The organism is Xylanimonas ulmi (assembly GCF_004216535.1).
Lineage (GTDB): Bacteria > Actinomycetota > Actinomycetes > Actinomycetales > Cellulomonadaceae > Xylanimonas > Xylanimonas ulmi.
Window position 1 is genome coordinate 3,013,740 of sequence record NZ_SGWX01000001.1, and the last position, 15,603, is coordinate 3,029,342.

At 75.5% G+C, this 15,603-nt stretch carries 11 protein-coding genes; 5 read left to right on the forward strand and 6 right to left on the reverse strand.

What is annotated here, in order from left to right; genetic code table 11:
* Positions 1 to 148: 148 nt before the first annotated feature.
* The 3 genes from EV386_RS13985 to serS form a co-directional block, all read right to left on the reverse strand.
* On the reverse strand, positions 149 to 433 hold the full coding sequence (locus EV386_RS13985; RefSeq protein WP_242607975.1) for a GIY-YIG nuclease family protein: 285 nt from the start codon (positions 431 to 433) through the stop codon (positions 149 to 151).
* A 192-nt stretch (positions 434 to 625) separates the two neighbouring features.
* Complete coding sequence (locus EV386_RS13990; RefSeq protein ID WP_242607976.1) at positions 626 to 1,513, reverse strand: HAD family hydrolase; 888 nt, start codon at positions 1,511 to 1,513, stop codon at positions 626 to 628.
* On the reverse strand, positions 1,510 to 2,781 hold the full coding sequence (serS, locus tag EV386_RS13995) for a serine--tRNA ligase (protein ID WP_130415952.1): 1,272 nt from the start codon (positions 2,779 to 2,781) through the stop codon (positions 1,510 to 1,512). The genes EV386_RS13990 and serS overlap by 4 nt, the downstream gene beginning before the upstream one ends.
* A 342-nt stretch (positions 2,782 to 3,123) precedes the next feature.
* Here serS and EV386_RS14000 point away from each other — a divergent pair, with 342 nt between their 5' ends.
* The 4 genes from EV386_RS14000 to EV386_RS14015 all read left to right on the forward strand — a co-directional run bounded on the left by EV386_RS14000 (position 3,124) and on the right by EV386_RS14015 (position 10,232).
* A complete protein-coding gene (locus tag EV386_RS14000) occupies positions 3,124 to 3,696 on the forward strand; it encodes a hypothetical protein (RefSeq protein ID WP_130415954.1) in 573 nt (190 codons plus the stop codon).
* Between the two features lie 7 nt (positions 3,697 to 3,703).
* The gene (locus tag EV386_RS14005) at positions 3,704 to 4,396 is read left to right on the forward strand and encodes a hypothetical protein (protein WP_130415956.1); all 693 of its coding nucleotides are present in this window, start codon (positions 3,704 to 3,706) and stop codon (positions 4,394 to 4,396) included.
* Positions 4,397 to 4,596: 200 nt separating this feature from the next.
* Positions 4,597 to 5,709, forward strand: a complete 1,113-nt coding sequence (locus EV386_RS14010; protein ID WP_130415958.1) for a diacylglycerol/lipid kinase family protein — start codon at positions 4,597 to 4,599, stop codon at positions 5,707 to 5,709.
* Between the two features lie 23 nt (positions 5,710 to 5,732).
* On the forward strand, positions 5,733 to 10,232 hold the full coding sequence (locus EV386_RS14015) for a hypothetical protein (protein WP_130415960.1): 4,500 nt from the start codon (positions 5,733 to 5,735) through the stop codon (positions 10,230 to 10,232).
* A gap of 12 nt (positions 10,233 to 10,244) precedes the next feature.
* Here EV386_RS14015 and EV386_RS14020 read toward each other — a convergent pair whose 3' ends face one another.
* A complete protein-coding gene (locus EV386_RS14020; RefSeq protein WP_130415962.1) occupies positions 10,245 to 11,126 on the reverse strand; it encodes a glycosyltransferase in 882 nt (293 codons plus the stop codon).
* 116 nt (positions 11,127 to 11,242) lie between these two features.
* Positions 11,243 to 12,076, reverse strand: a complete 834-nt coding sequence (locus tag EV386_RS14025) for a DUF5926 family protein (protein WP_130415964.1) — start codon at positions 12,074 to 12,076, stop codon at positions 11,243 to 11,245.
* Between the two features lie 95 nt (positions 12,077 to 12,171).
* Here EV386_RS14025 and EV386_RS18535 point away from each other — a divergent pair, with 95 nt between their 5' ends.
* Positions 12,172 to 13,719, forward strand: a complete 1,548-nt coding sequence (locus EV386_RS18535; protein WP_207216540.1) for a CoA transferase — start codon at positions 12,172 to 12,174, stop codon at positions 13,717 to 13,719.
* Between the two features lie 192 nt (positions 13,720 to 13,911).
* On the opposite strand, the gene EV386_RS14035 is transcribed toward EV386_RS18535, so the two are convergent.
* Positions 13,912 to 15,594, reverse strand: coding sequence for a glutamyl-tRNA reductase (locus EV386_RS14035; protein WP_130415966.1), 1,683 nt, complete (start codon positions 15,592 to 15,594; stop codon positions 13,912 to 13,914).
* Positions 15,595 to 15,603: the final 9 nt, after the last annotated feature.

The following is a 15,603-nucleotide window of genomic DNA, read 5'->3' on the forward strand; positions in this document are numbered from 1 at the left end:
CCCGGGTGGTTGACCCTCCCGGTGGTTGAGCCTGTCGAAACCACCGCTCGCACCTCCCCGGTGGTTGAGCCCGTCGAAACCACCCACATCCGCCAGCGAGTGGTTTCGACAGGCTCAACCACCGGTGGGGGCCGTGGTTTCGACAGGCTCAACCACCGTCGGTCTCTCTGCCGTTCGGCAGCCGGGCCGTCCTTGAGCGTGAGAGCGCAGGCAGGTCGCCGAAACGCCCCTCGATCAGGGCCCGTCGCTTGGCGCGCGACCATCCCTGGACGCGCTTCTCCCACGCGAACGCCTCGTCGATGCGCTCGAACTCGGCGCTGAAGACGAGCCGCACCGGCAGGCGCCGCCGGGTGTAGACAGCTCCGAGTCCGCTGCGGTGCTGCTCAAACCGCGCGTCGAGGTGCTGCCAACGTAGTAGCTGCCGTCCGAGCACTCGAGGATGTACATGTGCGCCATCGGCGGAGCGTCGCAGATCCGACTCCCGCGCGGGGAAAGCCTGTGGACAACGCGCAGCACCCGGCGGTGGCGCGCGCTGGTGGTTGCGCCTGTCGAAACCCCCTGACCGCGACCCGTGGGGTGGTTTCGACAGGCTCAACCACCGAGGCCTGGGGGCGGGGGGTGCGGGCTACAGGAGGGTGCGGAGGGTCAACGCGGCGCCGTCGTGCGCGACCGGCAGCGTGCCCTCGTTCGCGGCCGCGCGCACCGGCTCCTCGGCGTCGCCCATCGCGACGCCGCGTGCGGCCCACCGCAGCATGTCGACGTCGTTGTAGCCGTCGCCGATCGCCAACGTGCGCTCAGGCGGCACCGCGAGCGCCGCGCGCACCTTCTCCAGCGCCGACGCCTTGGTCACGCCCAGCGGCGCGATGTCCATCCACGCCGACCAGCCGACCGCGTACGTGACGTCCGCCAGACCCAGGTCGGCGACGGACGTGTGGAACTCCTCGGTGGTGGCCGACGGCGCACGCACGACGACGCGAGTCACCTCCTCGTTCCACAGGTCCTCCAGCTCCACGACCCGGTGCTCGCCGTCGAGCTCCCCGTCGGGGAACAGCTCGGTCAGGCGGAACCCGACGCCGACGTCCTCGACCGCGAACCGCGCGCCCGGCATCTGCTGTGCGAGGCGACGCAGCGCCGGCTCGGGGTCGAAGGTCACCATGTCCTCGACGGCCCAGCCGTCGGGCATGCCGCCGTCCGCGCGCACCGTCACGGCGCCGTTCGAGCAGACCATGTAGCCCGAGTCGAGCCCGAGCACTCCGGCGACCGGCGTCATCGCCACGAGCGAGCGCCCCGAGGCGAGCACCACGTGGTGGCCCGCGGCGGCGACGTCGCGCACCGCGTCACGGACGGCGTCGGACAGCGTCTGGTCGAAGTGCAGCAGCGTCCCGTCGATGTCGAGGGCGACCAGCCATGGGTCGGGTGCGGGGGTCTCGACAGGCTCGACCAGCGGGGGCGGCTCGACCAGCGGGGGCGGCTCGACCAGCGGGGGCGGCTCGACCCGTCCGGCGTCGCTCACGCGACCGGCTCGAGCACCTCGAGCCCTCCCAGGTATGGCCGCAGTCCCTCGGGCACGACGACGGAGCCGTCGGCCTGTTGGTGGTTCTCCAGGATCGCGACGATCCACCGTGTGGTGCCCAGCGTGCCGTTGAGCGTGGCGACGTTGCGGGTCTCGCCCGTCTCGGTGCGCTCGCGCACTCCCAGGCGGCGCGCCTGGAACGTGGTGCAGTTCGACGTCGAGGTGAGCTCCAGCCAGCGACCCTGCGTCGGCAGCCACGCCTCGCAGTCGAACTTGCGCGCGGCGCTCGTGCCCAGATCGCCCGCGGCGGTGTCGATGACGCGGTAGGGCAGGTCGACCTTGGCGAGCATGGCCTCCTCCCAGGCGAGCAGGCGCTGGTGCTCGGCGGCGGCGTCCTCGGGCCGGACGTAGCTGAACATCTCGACCTTGTGGAACTGGTGCACGCGGATGATGCCGCGCGTGTCCCGCCCCGCCGAGCCGGCCTCACGGCGGTAGCAGGCGCTCCACCCGGCGTAGCGCGCGGGCCCGTCGGCCAGGTCGATGATCTCGTCGGCGTGGTAGCCCGCGAGCGCCACCTCGCTCGTGCCGACCAGGTACAGGTCGTCCTTCTCCAGGCGGTAGATCTCGTCGGCGTGCGCCCCGAGGAACCCGGTGCCGCGCATCGTCTCGGGCTTGACCAGGGTGGGCGTGATGACGGGCGTGAAGCCCACCTGCACGGCCTGGTCCATCGCGGCGTTGAGCAGCGCGAGCTCCAGGCGCGCGCCGATGCCGGTCAGGAAGTAGAACCGGGCGCCCGAGACCTTGGCGCCGCGCTGGGTGTCGATCGCGCGCAGCCCCTCACCGAGCGCCAGGTGGTCGGCCGGCTCGAAGCCCTCCGCGGCGAAGTCGCGCGGCGTGCCGACATGCTTGACGACGACATAGTCCTCCTCGCCGCCGGCGGGAGCGCCCTCGACGACGTTCGCGATGCGGTAGAGCACCTCGTCGAGCTGGGCGGCGGCGTCGTCGGCGTCCTTGGACAGCGCCTTGACCTCGTCGGCGAGCTGGCGGGTGCGCACCAGCAGCGCCTGCTTCTCCTCGCCCTGGGCCCGGGCGACCTGCTTGCCCATGGCCTTCTGCTCGGCGCGCAGCGTCTCGAACTCGGACAGCGCCGACCGTCGCCGCGCGTCGGCGTCGAGCGCGAGGTCGACGAGGGCGGGGTCGTCGCCGCGGGCCACCTGGCTCTCGCGGACGACGTCGGGGTTGTCGCGCAGCAGACGCAGATCGATCACGCGTCGAAGCCTATCCGGGCCGGGCCGGACACGAGGCGGGGCGTGCCGGGCGCGACAGGTGGGCCGCCCACCGCGCTCCACGCAGGTGCGGCATGAGCGCCGGACGGCCGCCTGGTCGACTGATCGGTAGGTGACATCGCACGTTCATTTCGACGTCTTTGTGCATGAGGAGATCACTGTCGGCGCGGGTGGGGCACGACGCGACGGGCGCGAGCCGGACGCGGGGAGGACGCGCTGGCGCCTGCCTACGATCCGGTCGCGGTGGCGCGGCGTGGAGCATCCCGTGGCTCCGGACCTCCTCAAGGTGAGCGCTGTGAGAAACGATGCGAAAAGGAGACCAACGTGGGCCGATCCGGCACAGCTCGATGGGTGATCGGGGCTGCCGTCCTCTGCGCGGTCGTCGCGGGCTGCGCGCCGGGCGGAGCCGACGGGCCGGCCGCCGCGCAGGCGGCCGCATCCGACGTTCCCTTCGACCCCGAGACGCTGCGGCCCGGCGACCGGATCCCCGCGGGCCAGGCATACCTCGCCCGCGCCGCCGGGAAGCCTGTGTTCACCACCGCCAACACCGACCCCGGCGTGGTCGTGGTCTTCTCCCCCGACGAGCCACTCCCCCAGGCCATCAAAGACGAGATCGCCAGCGAGACCGACCCTATGAAGCGCCTCGGCATCGTTTATCCGCTGAGCAAGGCGGGGATGCGGATGATCGTCTTGTCCCGCGCGCGATTCAGCACCGGCCTCACCTACTCATTCATGATTACTGACCCTGATCCGCTTGATGCGGGCATGGGGTGGACTGCGGACTACAACCCGATCACCGTGCAGGGCATCGGGTTTATGACGCACGAGGAGGCCATGGCGTTCATCGAGCCCTGGCTGGAGGGCTACCCCGGGCAATTCCTGGACCTGACGCAGTAGGCCCGACATGTCCCGCACCCACGCACCTTGGCTCACGGCCGCGTCGCTCGTCGCGGTCGCCGGACTCGCCGCCGGATGCTCGGGCGGCGCGGCGATGACCTCGCCAACACCCTCAGAGCCCGCCACTGCGCGGGCCCCCCACTCACCACGGCCCGAGGCGCCGACCGAGCCGTCCGAGGCCGCCAGCCTCGACCCCGCCCAGGTCACCGAGGCGCTCGACCCGCTGTTCACCGCCGACGGGCGCGCCTACGCCGCCCTGCGCGCCGGGGACAGCGTCGCCAAGGCCGACTACCCCGAGGCGATCCGCGCCGGACTCGCCCTGTACCGACACGAGGACGGCTCCGCGCTTGTGGTCGAGCCCGGCCAGCCCCTGCCCCAGGCGCTGCTCGACGAGGTCGCCGCCATGATGGACACCGACCATGACTTCTGGGCGCTCAATCGATCCATGTCCAAGGTGAAGAGCGCGCTCTCCGGGACGGGGACCGGCTTGTTCATCGTCGTCCCCCACTTCGACCTCACCCGCAACGCCTTCGTGGGCTACGCGGTCCGAAGCGTTGCCTTCACGGACAACACCCCCGGACGCTGGGGCGCCGCGACCGTTGAGGAGGCGATCGCCGAGGCGATGCCCGCGCTGCAGGCCCGGCCCGACATCCCACTCATCGGAGTCGACGGCCAAGTCATCGACGTCCCCCGAGACTGACCGGCCGCGACGAGCGCCAGCGGTTGCGCGTGTCGAAGCCGGGGGAACCTTGAGGCCGGACCAGGGCGGTCGCACGCGCGCTCCTGGGGCCAGCGGAGCCGCCCTGGCGAGCGCGGAGACCGCCGGGTGGCGAACGCCACGACGGGCGCGACTGGCTCACCCACCGGCGGGGGCGGGCTGGGGCGTCTAGCGTTCCCTGCATGAGCTGGGAGTTGTGGCTGGCGATCACCGCCGCGGTGATCGCTCTCGTCGCGCTCACCCTGGCGCTGGTGCTGTGGTCGCGCGCGCATCCCCGCGCCCGCGTGGACGCCGTCGCGCTGGTGGGCGACGGCGTCGCGCGCGAGACCGGCCCGCGCATCGCCGTCGTCGTCAACCCGTCCAAGGAGGGCGCGGCCGCGCTGACCGCGACGGTGCGGCGGCTGTGCGCCAAGGCCGGGCTGCCCGAGCCGATGCTGTACGAGACGACCGTCGAGCGGACGGGCGCCGCGCAGGCGCGTGAGGCGGTCGCGGCGGGCGCCGACGTCGTCGCCGCGGCGGGCGGGGACGGCACGGTGCGCGCCGTGGCGAGCGCCATGGTCGGCGCCGACGTTCCCATGGCCGTGCTGCCCGTGGGCACCGGCAACCTGCTGGCGCGCAACCTCGACGTGCCGCTCACCTCCGTCGAGGACGCCGTCGCGCTGATGATCTCCGGCCGCGACCGGCACATCGACGTCGGATGGGCGCGCGTGACCGAGACCGACGTCGGCATCGACGGCGAGCCGCGCCCCGAGGCCGCCACCCTGGGCGACACGCAACTCTTCCTGGTCATCGCGGGCCTGGGCTTCGACGCCGCGATGGTCGCCGACGCCGACGACACGCTCAAGCGCCGCGTCGGCTGGGTCGCCTACTTCCTCGCCGGGGTGCGCCACCTGCACGGGCGGCGCATGCGCGTGCAGATCGGGCTCGACGACGGCGAGCCGGTCACCACGCGCCTGCGCTCGATCATGGTCGGAAACTGCGGCCGCCTGCCCGGCGGCGTCACACTGCTGCCCGACGCCCGGCTCGACGACGGCGTGCTCGACGTCGCCGCGATCGACACGCGCGGCGGGCTCGCGGGGTGGGCGCAACTGCTGGGAGAGGTGGTCATGCAGGGCGCCGGGCTGCGCAACGACCTGCCCGGCAAGATCGGACGCATCGACCACGCCCGCGCGCGCCGCACCCGCATCCGCGTCGACGGCGGCGAGCACGCCCAGGTCGACGGCGACCCCATGGGCCGGGTGATCGAGCTGGAGGTCTGGGTGGATCCCGGCGCGCTGCTCGTCCGGGCGCCCTGACCCGCTTCTCCTAGGCTGGGCCGGTGACTTCTCGTGCCCGGGCCGCCCTGACCGCCGTGCGCGCCCCGGGACGCGGGGTGGTGCGGGGGCTCGTGCTGGGCTTGGTGGTCATGCTTCTGGGCGCGCCCGTGGCGGCCGCGGCCCCCACCCCGCCGCCCACCCCCACGCCCGTCGTCGTCGCCGGCGTCTCCGGGCTGGAGTGGTCCGACCTGGACCGCACCCGCACCCCTCACCTGTGGTCGCTCGTCGCGGGTGGCGACGTCGCCTCGATCTCGGTGCGCACCCCCGCGCAGGAGCGCACCTGCCCACTCGACGGGTGGCTGACGATGTCGGCGGGCAGCCGGGTGACCAGCACGGCCCCCGACGCGGCCACGGAGCCCGAGGGCGGCGAGCTGCGCTGCCGCACGCGCCCCCAGATCGTGACCGACATCCCCGGCGAGCCCGGACCGCGGGCGGCCGCCGTCCTCGGCTGGGGCCAGCTCACCGCGTCCGACGCCGCCGCGACCGGCTCGCTGGGCACGCCCGGACGGCTGGGCGACGCGCTCGCCGCCGCGGGCGTGTGCTCGACAGCGGTCGGCCCGGGCGGCGCCGTCGCGCTGGCCCGCTCGGACGGGAGCGTGGACCGCTACCTGCCCGACCTGACGGACACGGCGGGCGCCTCCGCGCTCACGTCCGACGACCTCGCCGACGCGCTGACCGCGTGCCCCGTCGGCGTCGTCGACCTCGGGGACCTGCCCGACGGCGCGACCGAGCGGGTCGAGGCGCTGCGGGAGCTCGACACCGCCGTCGGCGTCCTCGTGCGCTCCCTGCCCGGCCAGACGCGGCTGCTCGTGACCGGCATCGCCGACACGCCGCTCGGGCCGCGCGGTCTGCAGATCGCCGTCCAGCGCGGCGACAGCCGCGGCGCGCCCGCCTGGCTGCTGTCGGCGTCCTCGCGCCGCGAGGGCGTCGTGGTCACCAACGACCTCGCCGCGACCATCGCCGTGAGCGCCGGACTCGACACCTCGGGCTTCGACGGGTCCCTGCTGGAGCGCGGGCACGCGCGGCGCCTGGACACGCGCGCCACAGTCGACAACCGGCAGTACCTGACGACGCTCACCGAGGTCGCCCCGCCCATGAACTGGGCGGTGCTCATCCTCATCGGCCTGGTCGTGGCCGGATGCGTGCCGGCGCTGACCCGCCGCACGTCGGTGCGGGCGCGGGGCCTGGCGACGTCGGCGCTGACCGTCGTGGCGTGCCTGCCCGCGGCGGCGTCGCTCGCCACGCTCTCGCGGTGGTGGTCCTCCGCGGCGCCCGGACCCGTGCTCGCGGCCGCGGTCGCCATCCCGGCCACAGTGCTGGCGCTCGTCGCGTGGGCGCTCGACCGGCCGCTGGGCCGCGCCCTCGGGGGGCCCGCGTGGCGGCGGCCCGTGGCGCTCGCGGCGTTGACGTGGACGGTCCTGACCGTCGACGGGCTGACCGGCACCACGCTGCAGCAGGGCTCGCCGCTGGGCTCCTCGCTCGCGGACGGCGCACGGTTCTACGGCTTCGGCAACACCGTGTACGCGATCTACGCCGTCGCGGGCGTCGTCCTGGCGACCGGCGTCGCCGTCGCGCTACGGGCGCACGGTCGCCGGCGGGGCGCGCTCGTGGGCGCGGCCGCGGTCGCCGCCGTCACCGTGATCGTCAACGGGCTGCCGTCGTTCGGCGCCGACGTCGGCGGCATCATCTCGCTCGTGCCCGCGTTCGTCGTGCTCCTGCTCGTGCTGTCCGGGCGGCGCCTGACCGGCAGAACCTGGGCTGGGGTGACCGGGGCGACCGTCGCCGTCGCGGCGGTCATCGCTATCGGCGCCTGGCTCGCCCCGGGCGGGTCGCACCTGGGCCTGTTCGTGCAGCGCATCGTCGACGGCGACGCCGTCGCGCTGCTCGCCTCGAAGGCCGCGGGCGCCTGGGCCACCGTCTCGCACGTGCCGGGTGCGCTGGCCGCCGTCGCGGCCGTCGCGCTGTTCTGGGCCGTCGTCGCCCCCCGCCGCCGTCCGTGGCGCGCGGTGGGCGCGCTCGAGGCGCTCGACCGGCGCTACGCCGAGCACCCCGAGCTGCGGGCCGCGGTGCTCGCGCTCGTCGTCGTGGGCGTGCTCGGCTCGGCGCTCAACGACACGGGCGTCGGCGTCGCCGTCATCCTCTCGATCCTGGCCGCCGCGACGCTCCTGTCGGGCGTCTGGACTCTCGCCGGCGCCGGCGCCGGCGAGCCGAGCGCGCTCCGGGCGCTCCGGGCGCCCCGCGAGCCTGCGCGCCTGGCGTCGCTGGGCGGCGGGGCGCTGCTCGTGCTGCTCCTGGTCGCGGGCATGGTCCCCCCCACGTCGGACCACGGCGTCGCGGGCGCGCAGTCGGGCGCCTCGCCGACCGCCGACGGCGCCGCCGTCGGATCCCCCGGCACGCCGCTCGTCGTCATCGGCACCTCAGGCCTGCGCTGGCCCGACGTGCGGCCTGACGGCGCCGCGGCCCCCGCACTCGCGCAACTCCTGGCCGACGGCGCCGACGCGGGCGGCGTCGCCCTCCCCGTGGGCCGCGCCGCGCGCTGCGCGGAGGGAGGCTGGCTCGCGCTGTCGGCGGGTACGCTCGCCGAGGTCGCCACCCAGCGCGGCCCCGACGGGCGGTGGGCGTGCCCCGCGCTCGACGCGACCCCGACCGCCGACGGCGGGGCGCGCGTGACCGACTGGGACGACCTGGAGGCGCTGCAGGAGGGATCAAGCCTCGGCGCGCGGCTCGGCGAGCTCGGCGCCGCACTCACGGCGCCCACCGCGGCGCCCGGGAGCACGCCCGTGTGCGCGACCGCCGTCGGGCCCGGCGCCGGCGTCGCGCTCGCCGACCGCAGCGGAACCGTGGCCCGCTACCGCAGCCTCGACGCCGCGCTCGACCCCGACGGTGACGCGTTCGACTGCCCCGTGACGCTCATCGACGCCGGGGCGGTCGACCGCACGGCGCCCGACCGCGCGACGGCAGTGGCCGCGCTCGACGCCACCGTCGGCGCGCTCGTGGCGCAGGCGCCGCCCGACGCGACCGTCGTCGTCGTCGACGTCGCCCCCCAGCCCGGCGCGCGGCCCGCGCTCGGCGTCGCGCTCGCGCGGCCCCCGTCGGGCCTGGAGGACCCGCCGCGGTACCTGTCCAGCTCCGCGACGCGCACCGACGGCGTCGCACGCCTGCTCGACCTGCCCGCGACACTGCTCGCCGCGGCCGGCCTGGAGGTGCCCACGGCGCTCGACACGACCCCGCTGCTGCGCGCCGGGGTGCGCCCGCCCGGCGCGGACGCGACCGCAGACGCCCTCGCCGACATCACCATGCGCGACCAGGTGCGGCGCTCGACCTACGTGTGGTTCGTCGACGCCCCGATGTGGACGGGCCTCGGGCTCGCGGCGCTCGTGTGGCTCGTGGGAGCCGTCCCGGCCCTGCGCCGCCGCGTCCCGGCTGCGGTGCGACGCGTCGTCGAGGTCGTCACCTACGCCCTGGCCACACTGTCCGCCGCGGTGTTCCTCACCGGGCTGACGCAGTGGTGGAAGTTCGGCAACCCGACCCTCGCCCTGTGGGTCGGCGTCGCGCTGACCGCCGCGATCGTCGCGGGCCTGGCCACGCTCGTTCCCCGCGCCCCCGCCTGGGGACGCACCGGCGCCATCGCCGGGATCACGTTCCTGGTCCTGACGCTCGACGGCGTGCTCGGCACCCCCCTCAACCGCACCTCTCCGCTCGGCTCGGCGCCGACCTTCGGCGCGCGGTTCTTCGGCTTCGGCAACCCGACGTTCTCCGTCTACGCCGTGACCGGGCTGCTGTTCGCCGCCGCGGTCGGGCAGGCGCTCCTGTGGCGCGGGAACCGGCGCGCCGCCGGCATCTGGGTCGCCGTCATCGGCGCCGTCGCCATGATCGTGGACGTGTGGCCCACCTTCGGCGCCGACCTGGGCGGCGGGCTCGTGCTCGTGCCCGCGTTCGTCGTCGTCGGGCTCGCCGCCGCGGGATCGCGCGTGACGTTCCGGCGGTTCGTGCTCGTCGCGGCCGCGGGCGTGGGCGCCGTCGGGCTCGTGGGGCTGCTCGACTGGCTGCGCCCCGAGGCCGAGCGCTCGCACCTGGGCTGGTTCGTGGACCAGGTCATCACCGGCGACGCCTGGGTCATCGTGGTCCGCAAGGCCGCCGCCGCCGCGCAGTCGGTGCTCGGCGGGCCGACCATCTGGGTCACGCTCGCGGTGTTCGCGCTCGCCGCCGTGCCCCTGCTGGGCACGACCCGCGTCCGCGCCCGATGGACGCCGCGCTGGTTCGCGCGCGCCGAGGAGCAGTGGCCGCTGCTGCGGCCCGCCGTCGTCGGCATCTGGGTCGCGGCCATCGCCGGGTCGGTCGTCAACGACTTCGGGGCGCGCATCGCGATGATCGCGCTGGTGCCCGCCGTGCCGCTGCTGCTGCTGGCGGCGCTCGACGCCGCCGAGGTCGACGCGCTCGACGACGACGCGCTCGACGACGACGCGGCCGACGACGACGAGCCCGCGCGGAGGCCTACCTAGGCGGGTCGGCGCTCAGTGCCGCACCGAGTCCGAGCGCACGCCGCGCACCGCGTCGAACGCCCCCCGCATCCGTCGGGCGTTGACCGCGACCATCACGTCGCGGTACTGCGCGGCGCGGTGCATCTGCCCCTTGAGGTCGTTGCTCGACGGGCGGTGCTTGAGGTCGCACGGCACCTCGACGGCGACGTAACCCTTGCGCAGCAGGTCGATCGTCATCCCCGTCTCGACGCCCCAGCCACGCGCGAGCGGCGTCGCGGCCTCGAACGCCTCACGGGTCAGACATCGCATGCCGCTCAGGGGCTGCGTCGGCGTCCAGCCGGTCAGCGCGTGGATCGCGCGGCGCGCGGCGCCGACGACGATGCCGCGCCCGCCCGCGCCCGGCTGCGGCGGCAGCAGCGCGATCGCCAGGTCGGCGACGCCCTCACGCACCGGGGTCACGAGCGGCGCAGTGTTGACCGCGGTCTCGCCCAGGTCCCCGTCGACGAACAGCAGCAGGCGCGCGGGCCGTCCGGAGGCGTCGCGCATGGCCACGACGGCCGCGCCCGTCTCCATCGCCGCGGCCTTGCCACGGTTGTGCGAGTGCCGCACGACGACGGCGCCGGCCGCGCGCGCGGCGTGCTGCGTGTCGTCCACCGAGCCGTCGTCGACCACCAGCACGAGGTCGACGTGCGGGATGGCGCGCGCCGATCGCACCGTGGCCGCAATCCGCTCCTGCTCGTCCTTGGCTGGGATGACGACGGCGACGCGCTGCTGATCGCGGGCGCGGCGACCTCCGTCGGGCCGCCGTGTCTTGGCGATCGGAAGCTCGTCCTGGCCGATGGGCTCGGCCGAACCAGTCGCTGGCTCCGTCGCCAGGTCAGGGTCGGTCCGGCCCTTCACATGGTCGGCGTTCACGCGTCCTGCCTGCAGCGTCGATGGGAAGAAATGCAAAGGATTACCCGCAAAACCCTACTCCCCCGGTAGCGAAATCCCCTGATGCCTAGCGTACCCGCAGGTCGGGGTACGGGGCGTCAGCGCAGCGTGACCTGCCGCGAGACGATCCCGGCCCGGGCGCGGCGCTGGTTCGCGTCGAGCGGGTCGGTCACGGCGAGCGCCTCGTCCAGGCGTGCCGCGAGCGCCGCGGCGGGCGCCTCGACGTCGGCCGCCTCGGTGCCCGCAGGCAGCTCCCAGACCGGGACCACGAGGCCCGCGGCGCGGAACATGCCCAGGAAGCGGCCCTGTCCGCCGTCGGCCAGCGCGAGCGCCGACTCGCGGCGTGCGTGCAGGCGGGCCAGCGCGTCCACGACGGCGTCCTCGTCCTCGGTGCGCGCCCAGCGCAGGAACTCCCGGCTCATCCGGCACCAGTACGCGTGCTCGACCGAGGTCAGGCGCACGGTCGGGATCGTCGCCTCGGCCGCCTCGGCGAGCGAGGCGTCGATCTCTGCGGTGCGCTCCGCCGTCGCGTCGACCCAGAACTCGTAGTCGTCGCGCACCGTGACCTCGAACGGGACCGTGGGGTCGAGGATGTCCTGCAGGCGCGGGCCGTGGGACGGCGTGGCGACGATGGCGGTGCCGGGCTCGGCGTCGATCGCCTCCAGCAGCGCGCCCGCGAGGTCGCGCGACAGGTCACCCGAGCTCAGCGCGCCCTGCACCGCGAGCAGCAGCGTGCCGTCGGGGCGGTTCATGGCCGCGTACCCGCCAGGCAGCATCGTCACGACGACGACGTCGCGGGCGCCGTACTGCGCGGTGGTGCGGGCCGTGCCCGTCGCGGCGGGCACGATCTCACGGAACGCGACCCAGTCGGGCTCACCGGGAAGCCCCTCGAAGGGGCGCAGCACGAAGTCGGTCGCAGAGGTCTTGGCCATGGCCGCGATCCTAGTCGCCGCTGGGGGCCCCGGCCGGGCCGATCGGGTGCGTCCGGCCCTGGTGCGCGGCGTCCGATCGTGCCTACGGTCGAGGCGTGGACGCTCATCCCATCGGGACCGCCCTGGTCGCCGACTACGAGGCGGGCGCGGGCGTCGCGCCGTCGGGCGTCGACCCGGATCGCGGCGGGGAGCCGGGGCCGTGGCTCGCCGCGACGCTTCCCGTGCTCGACCTGGCCGCCGGGTCGGTGCGCGCGCTGCTGCGCGCGGCCGTGCGCGCGGGCGCCACGGGTCCGCTCGCCGAGGCCCCGCTCGACCTGTCCCGCCTGGCGGCGTCGTTCGCCTCCGACCGCCTGCTGCGCCTCGACGGCCACCCGGTCTCGGCCTGGTCGCCGCTGTCGGGGTTCTTCCGCACGGCCGACGGCTGGGTCCGCACGCACGCCAACTACCCGCACCACAGGCACCGCCTGCTGGCCGCTCTGGGGCTGCACGGTGGCGGGTCGCGCGCAGACGGCGCTCCCGCTGTGGGTGACCCCGCGGTCCCGCCCACCGTTTCGCGCGGCGACGGGCCGACGGCGCGCGCCCACCCACTGACCGACATCCGAGCCGAGGACTTCGCGCGGGCTCTGGCGTCGCTCACCGCGCGCGAGGTCGAGGAGTCCGCCACGGCGGCCGGGGCGATCGCCGTCGCCGTGCGCATGGAGGGCACCTGGCGCGCCTCACCACAGGGCGTCGCCGCGGCCGAGGGACCGCTGGTCCGCCTGACGGTGCGCGAGGACGTCGGGCCGCCGCGGCCACTCGCCGGGGCCGGCACGCCGCTGCCGCTGGCCGGCGTGCGGGTGCTGGACCTGACGCGCGTCATCGCCGGGCCGATCGCCACGCGCGCGCTCGCACTGCTGGGCGCCGACGTGCTGCGCGTGGACCCACCCGTGCCCGCCGAGATCCGCTGGCAGCACCTCGACACCGGCCAGGGCAAGCGCAGCACGTTGCTCGACCTGCACGACGACGGCGACCGCGAGCGCGCGCAAGGGCTGCTCGACGCGGCCGACGTGCTCGTGACCGGCTACCGTCCGGGCTCGCTCGCGCGGTTCGGGCTGCGCGTACCGCCGGGCGGGGTGCGCGCCCGAGTCAGCGCGTGGGGCGAGTCGGGGCCGTGGGCCACACGCCGCGGGTTCGACTCGATCGTGCAGGCGGCGACAGGCATCGCGATCATCGAGTCCCCCGGCGGCGAGCCCCTCAGCCCCCCGACCCAGCGCGGCCAGTCCTTGGGCGGCCCATCCCTGGGCGACCCATCCCCGGGCGGTGAGGCGCGCGCGGCGCCCCGGCCCGGCGCCCTGCCCGCGCAGGCGCTCGACCACGCGACCGGGTACCTGCTCGCGGCGGGCGTGCTCGACGCCCTCGCCGCGCGCGCCGCCGACGGGCGGGGCCGCGACGTCGTCGTCTCCCTCGCTCGGACCGCGACCTGGCTGCTCGACGCCCCGGGCCGCGACCCAGCGCACCCACCGGCCGCCGACCCGCCGCTCGCGGCATCGGTCAGTCACGGCCACGCCCCCGAGGTCACGACGGCACGCCCCGCCGTCCCCGGCTTCGACGACTACCCGACCCCAGCCCACCCCTGGGCCACCGACCACGCCACCTGGCGCTGACCCCACCCACGAGTTCGAGCATCTGCGGGATGCTCCAGCGGAGTTCGAGCATCCGTCGAGGTGTTCGAGCAATCGAGCGCTCGAACATCCACCCCATTGCTCGAACACCGCTCAAATGCTCGAACGCGCTGCGGCCAGCGGGCGGGCAGCGGGCGGCGCCGATGCGCGGCGGGGTGGCGGGGTGGCGGGCGGTCAGCGCGGGTCGGGGGTGCGGCGTAGGAGGGTGCGGCGTTGGCGGGCGGGGTGGGTGGCGGCCTGCGCTGTCGCGGCCTCGGCCTCGGCGGCCACCGCCCGTTCGGCGGCTCGCGCCCGGGCGAGCGCCTCGGCGCGCACCTCCACGATCCGCCCGTGCAGCGCTGCGTGGACGCGCTTGCGCACGTCACGGGCGATCTTCTCCAGGTCGTCCTCGTCGGGTTCGGCCGGGCGGCCCCGCTCGTCGACCTCGCCGTGCGCCGCCAACTCCTCGCGCAACCGGGCCACCGCCTCGTCGATCTCGGCCTGCGCGCGGCGCTCGGCCTCGTCGAGCAGCGCGACCACCGCGGCGTCCGCTGCGCGCCCCACCTGATGCTCGGCGAACTCGCGCGCCGCGTCGTCCACCAGCCCGCGCGCCTGCTCGACGACGGCGCGGGCCGTGGCAGGCGCGTGCGCCTTGAGCGCCTGCAGGTCGTAGAGCAGCACACCTTCGACGTCGGCGACGGCGGGGTCGACGTCGCGGTGCAAGGCCAGGTCGAGCACGACGAGCGGGCGCGGGGCCTCACCGTGTCGCGGGCGAGCGCCCTCGCCGGTGCGGGCCGCGGCGCGCTCGGCGGCGCGCACCCGGGCGCGGGCCACCGCCGCGGCGTCGAGCACGAACGAGAGCGAGGCCTCGGGCGCGGCCGGCGAGACCGCACCGGGCGCGTCCGCGCCGGCGAGACGACCCGTGTGGGGCAGGTCGGCGGGCACGCCTCCCGGCCGCGCCTGGTCTGCGCGCGCGACGTCGGCGCGTGCCGCGTCGTGCGCCGCCTGGCCACCGCCCACCGCATGGCCTCCGCCCACCGCATGGCCTCCGCCCGCCCGACCGTCCGGGGCGCCGCCGTCACCGGGGCCACGACCCGTGCGGCCGCGAGCGCCCGAGACCGAGACCACCAGGTCCGCCTCCGCGAGCGCCTCGACCAGGGACTCCTCGTCGTCGCCCAGCGCGACGACGTCGTGCCCGTCGGCGAAGGCCTGCGCGCGGCCCGACTGGGAGTAGACGCGCACGTCGTCGGCCCCGCGACCGCGCAGCGCCGCGACGCTGGCGCCCGCGTAGGAGCCCGTGCCGATGAGCACGGTGCGCACCGCGCGCCACTCGGGCAGCCAGTCGGCGGCGAGGTCGAGGGCGAGCTTGACGATCGAGCGGCCCGTGGCGCCCAGTGACGTCGAGGCGCCCACACGCTTGGAGGTGCGCGACGCCGTCTGGAACAGCAGCTCAAGGGTCTTGGACGTGGTGCGCTCGTCGCGGGCGACCTCGAGCGCGCGCTTGACCTGCCCGGCGATCTCGCGCTCGCCGATGACCATCGAGTCGAGTCCCGAGGCGACCGTGAACAGGTGCTCGGGCACCTCGGAGCCGGTGCGCACGGTGAACGAGTCCGCGGCGAGCTGCGCCGTCACGCCCGACGCCTGCGCGACGAGCTCGGCGACGTGCTCGGTGGCGTGCCGCAGTGCGGGCCCGTTCATGGGCGCCTCGACGTCGAGGTAGACCTCGAAGCGGTTGCAGGTGGAGACGACGACGGCGCCCTGGACGGGTCCGCAGGCGCCCACGACCGTTCGGCCCACCGACGAGGAGCCGGACGACAGACGCTCGAGTGCGTCGAGGTCCAGCTCGCGATGGCTGGCGGTCAGGGAGAGCAGTACCACAATCCCTGG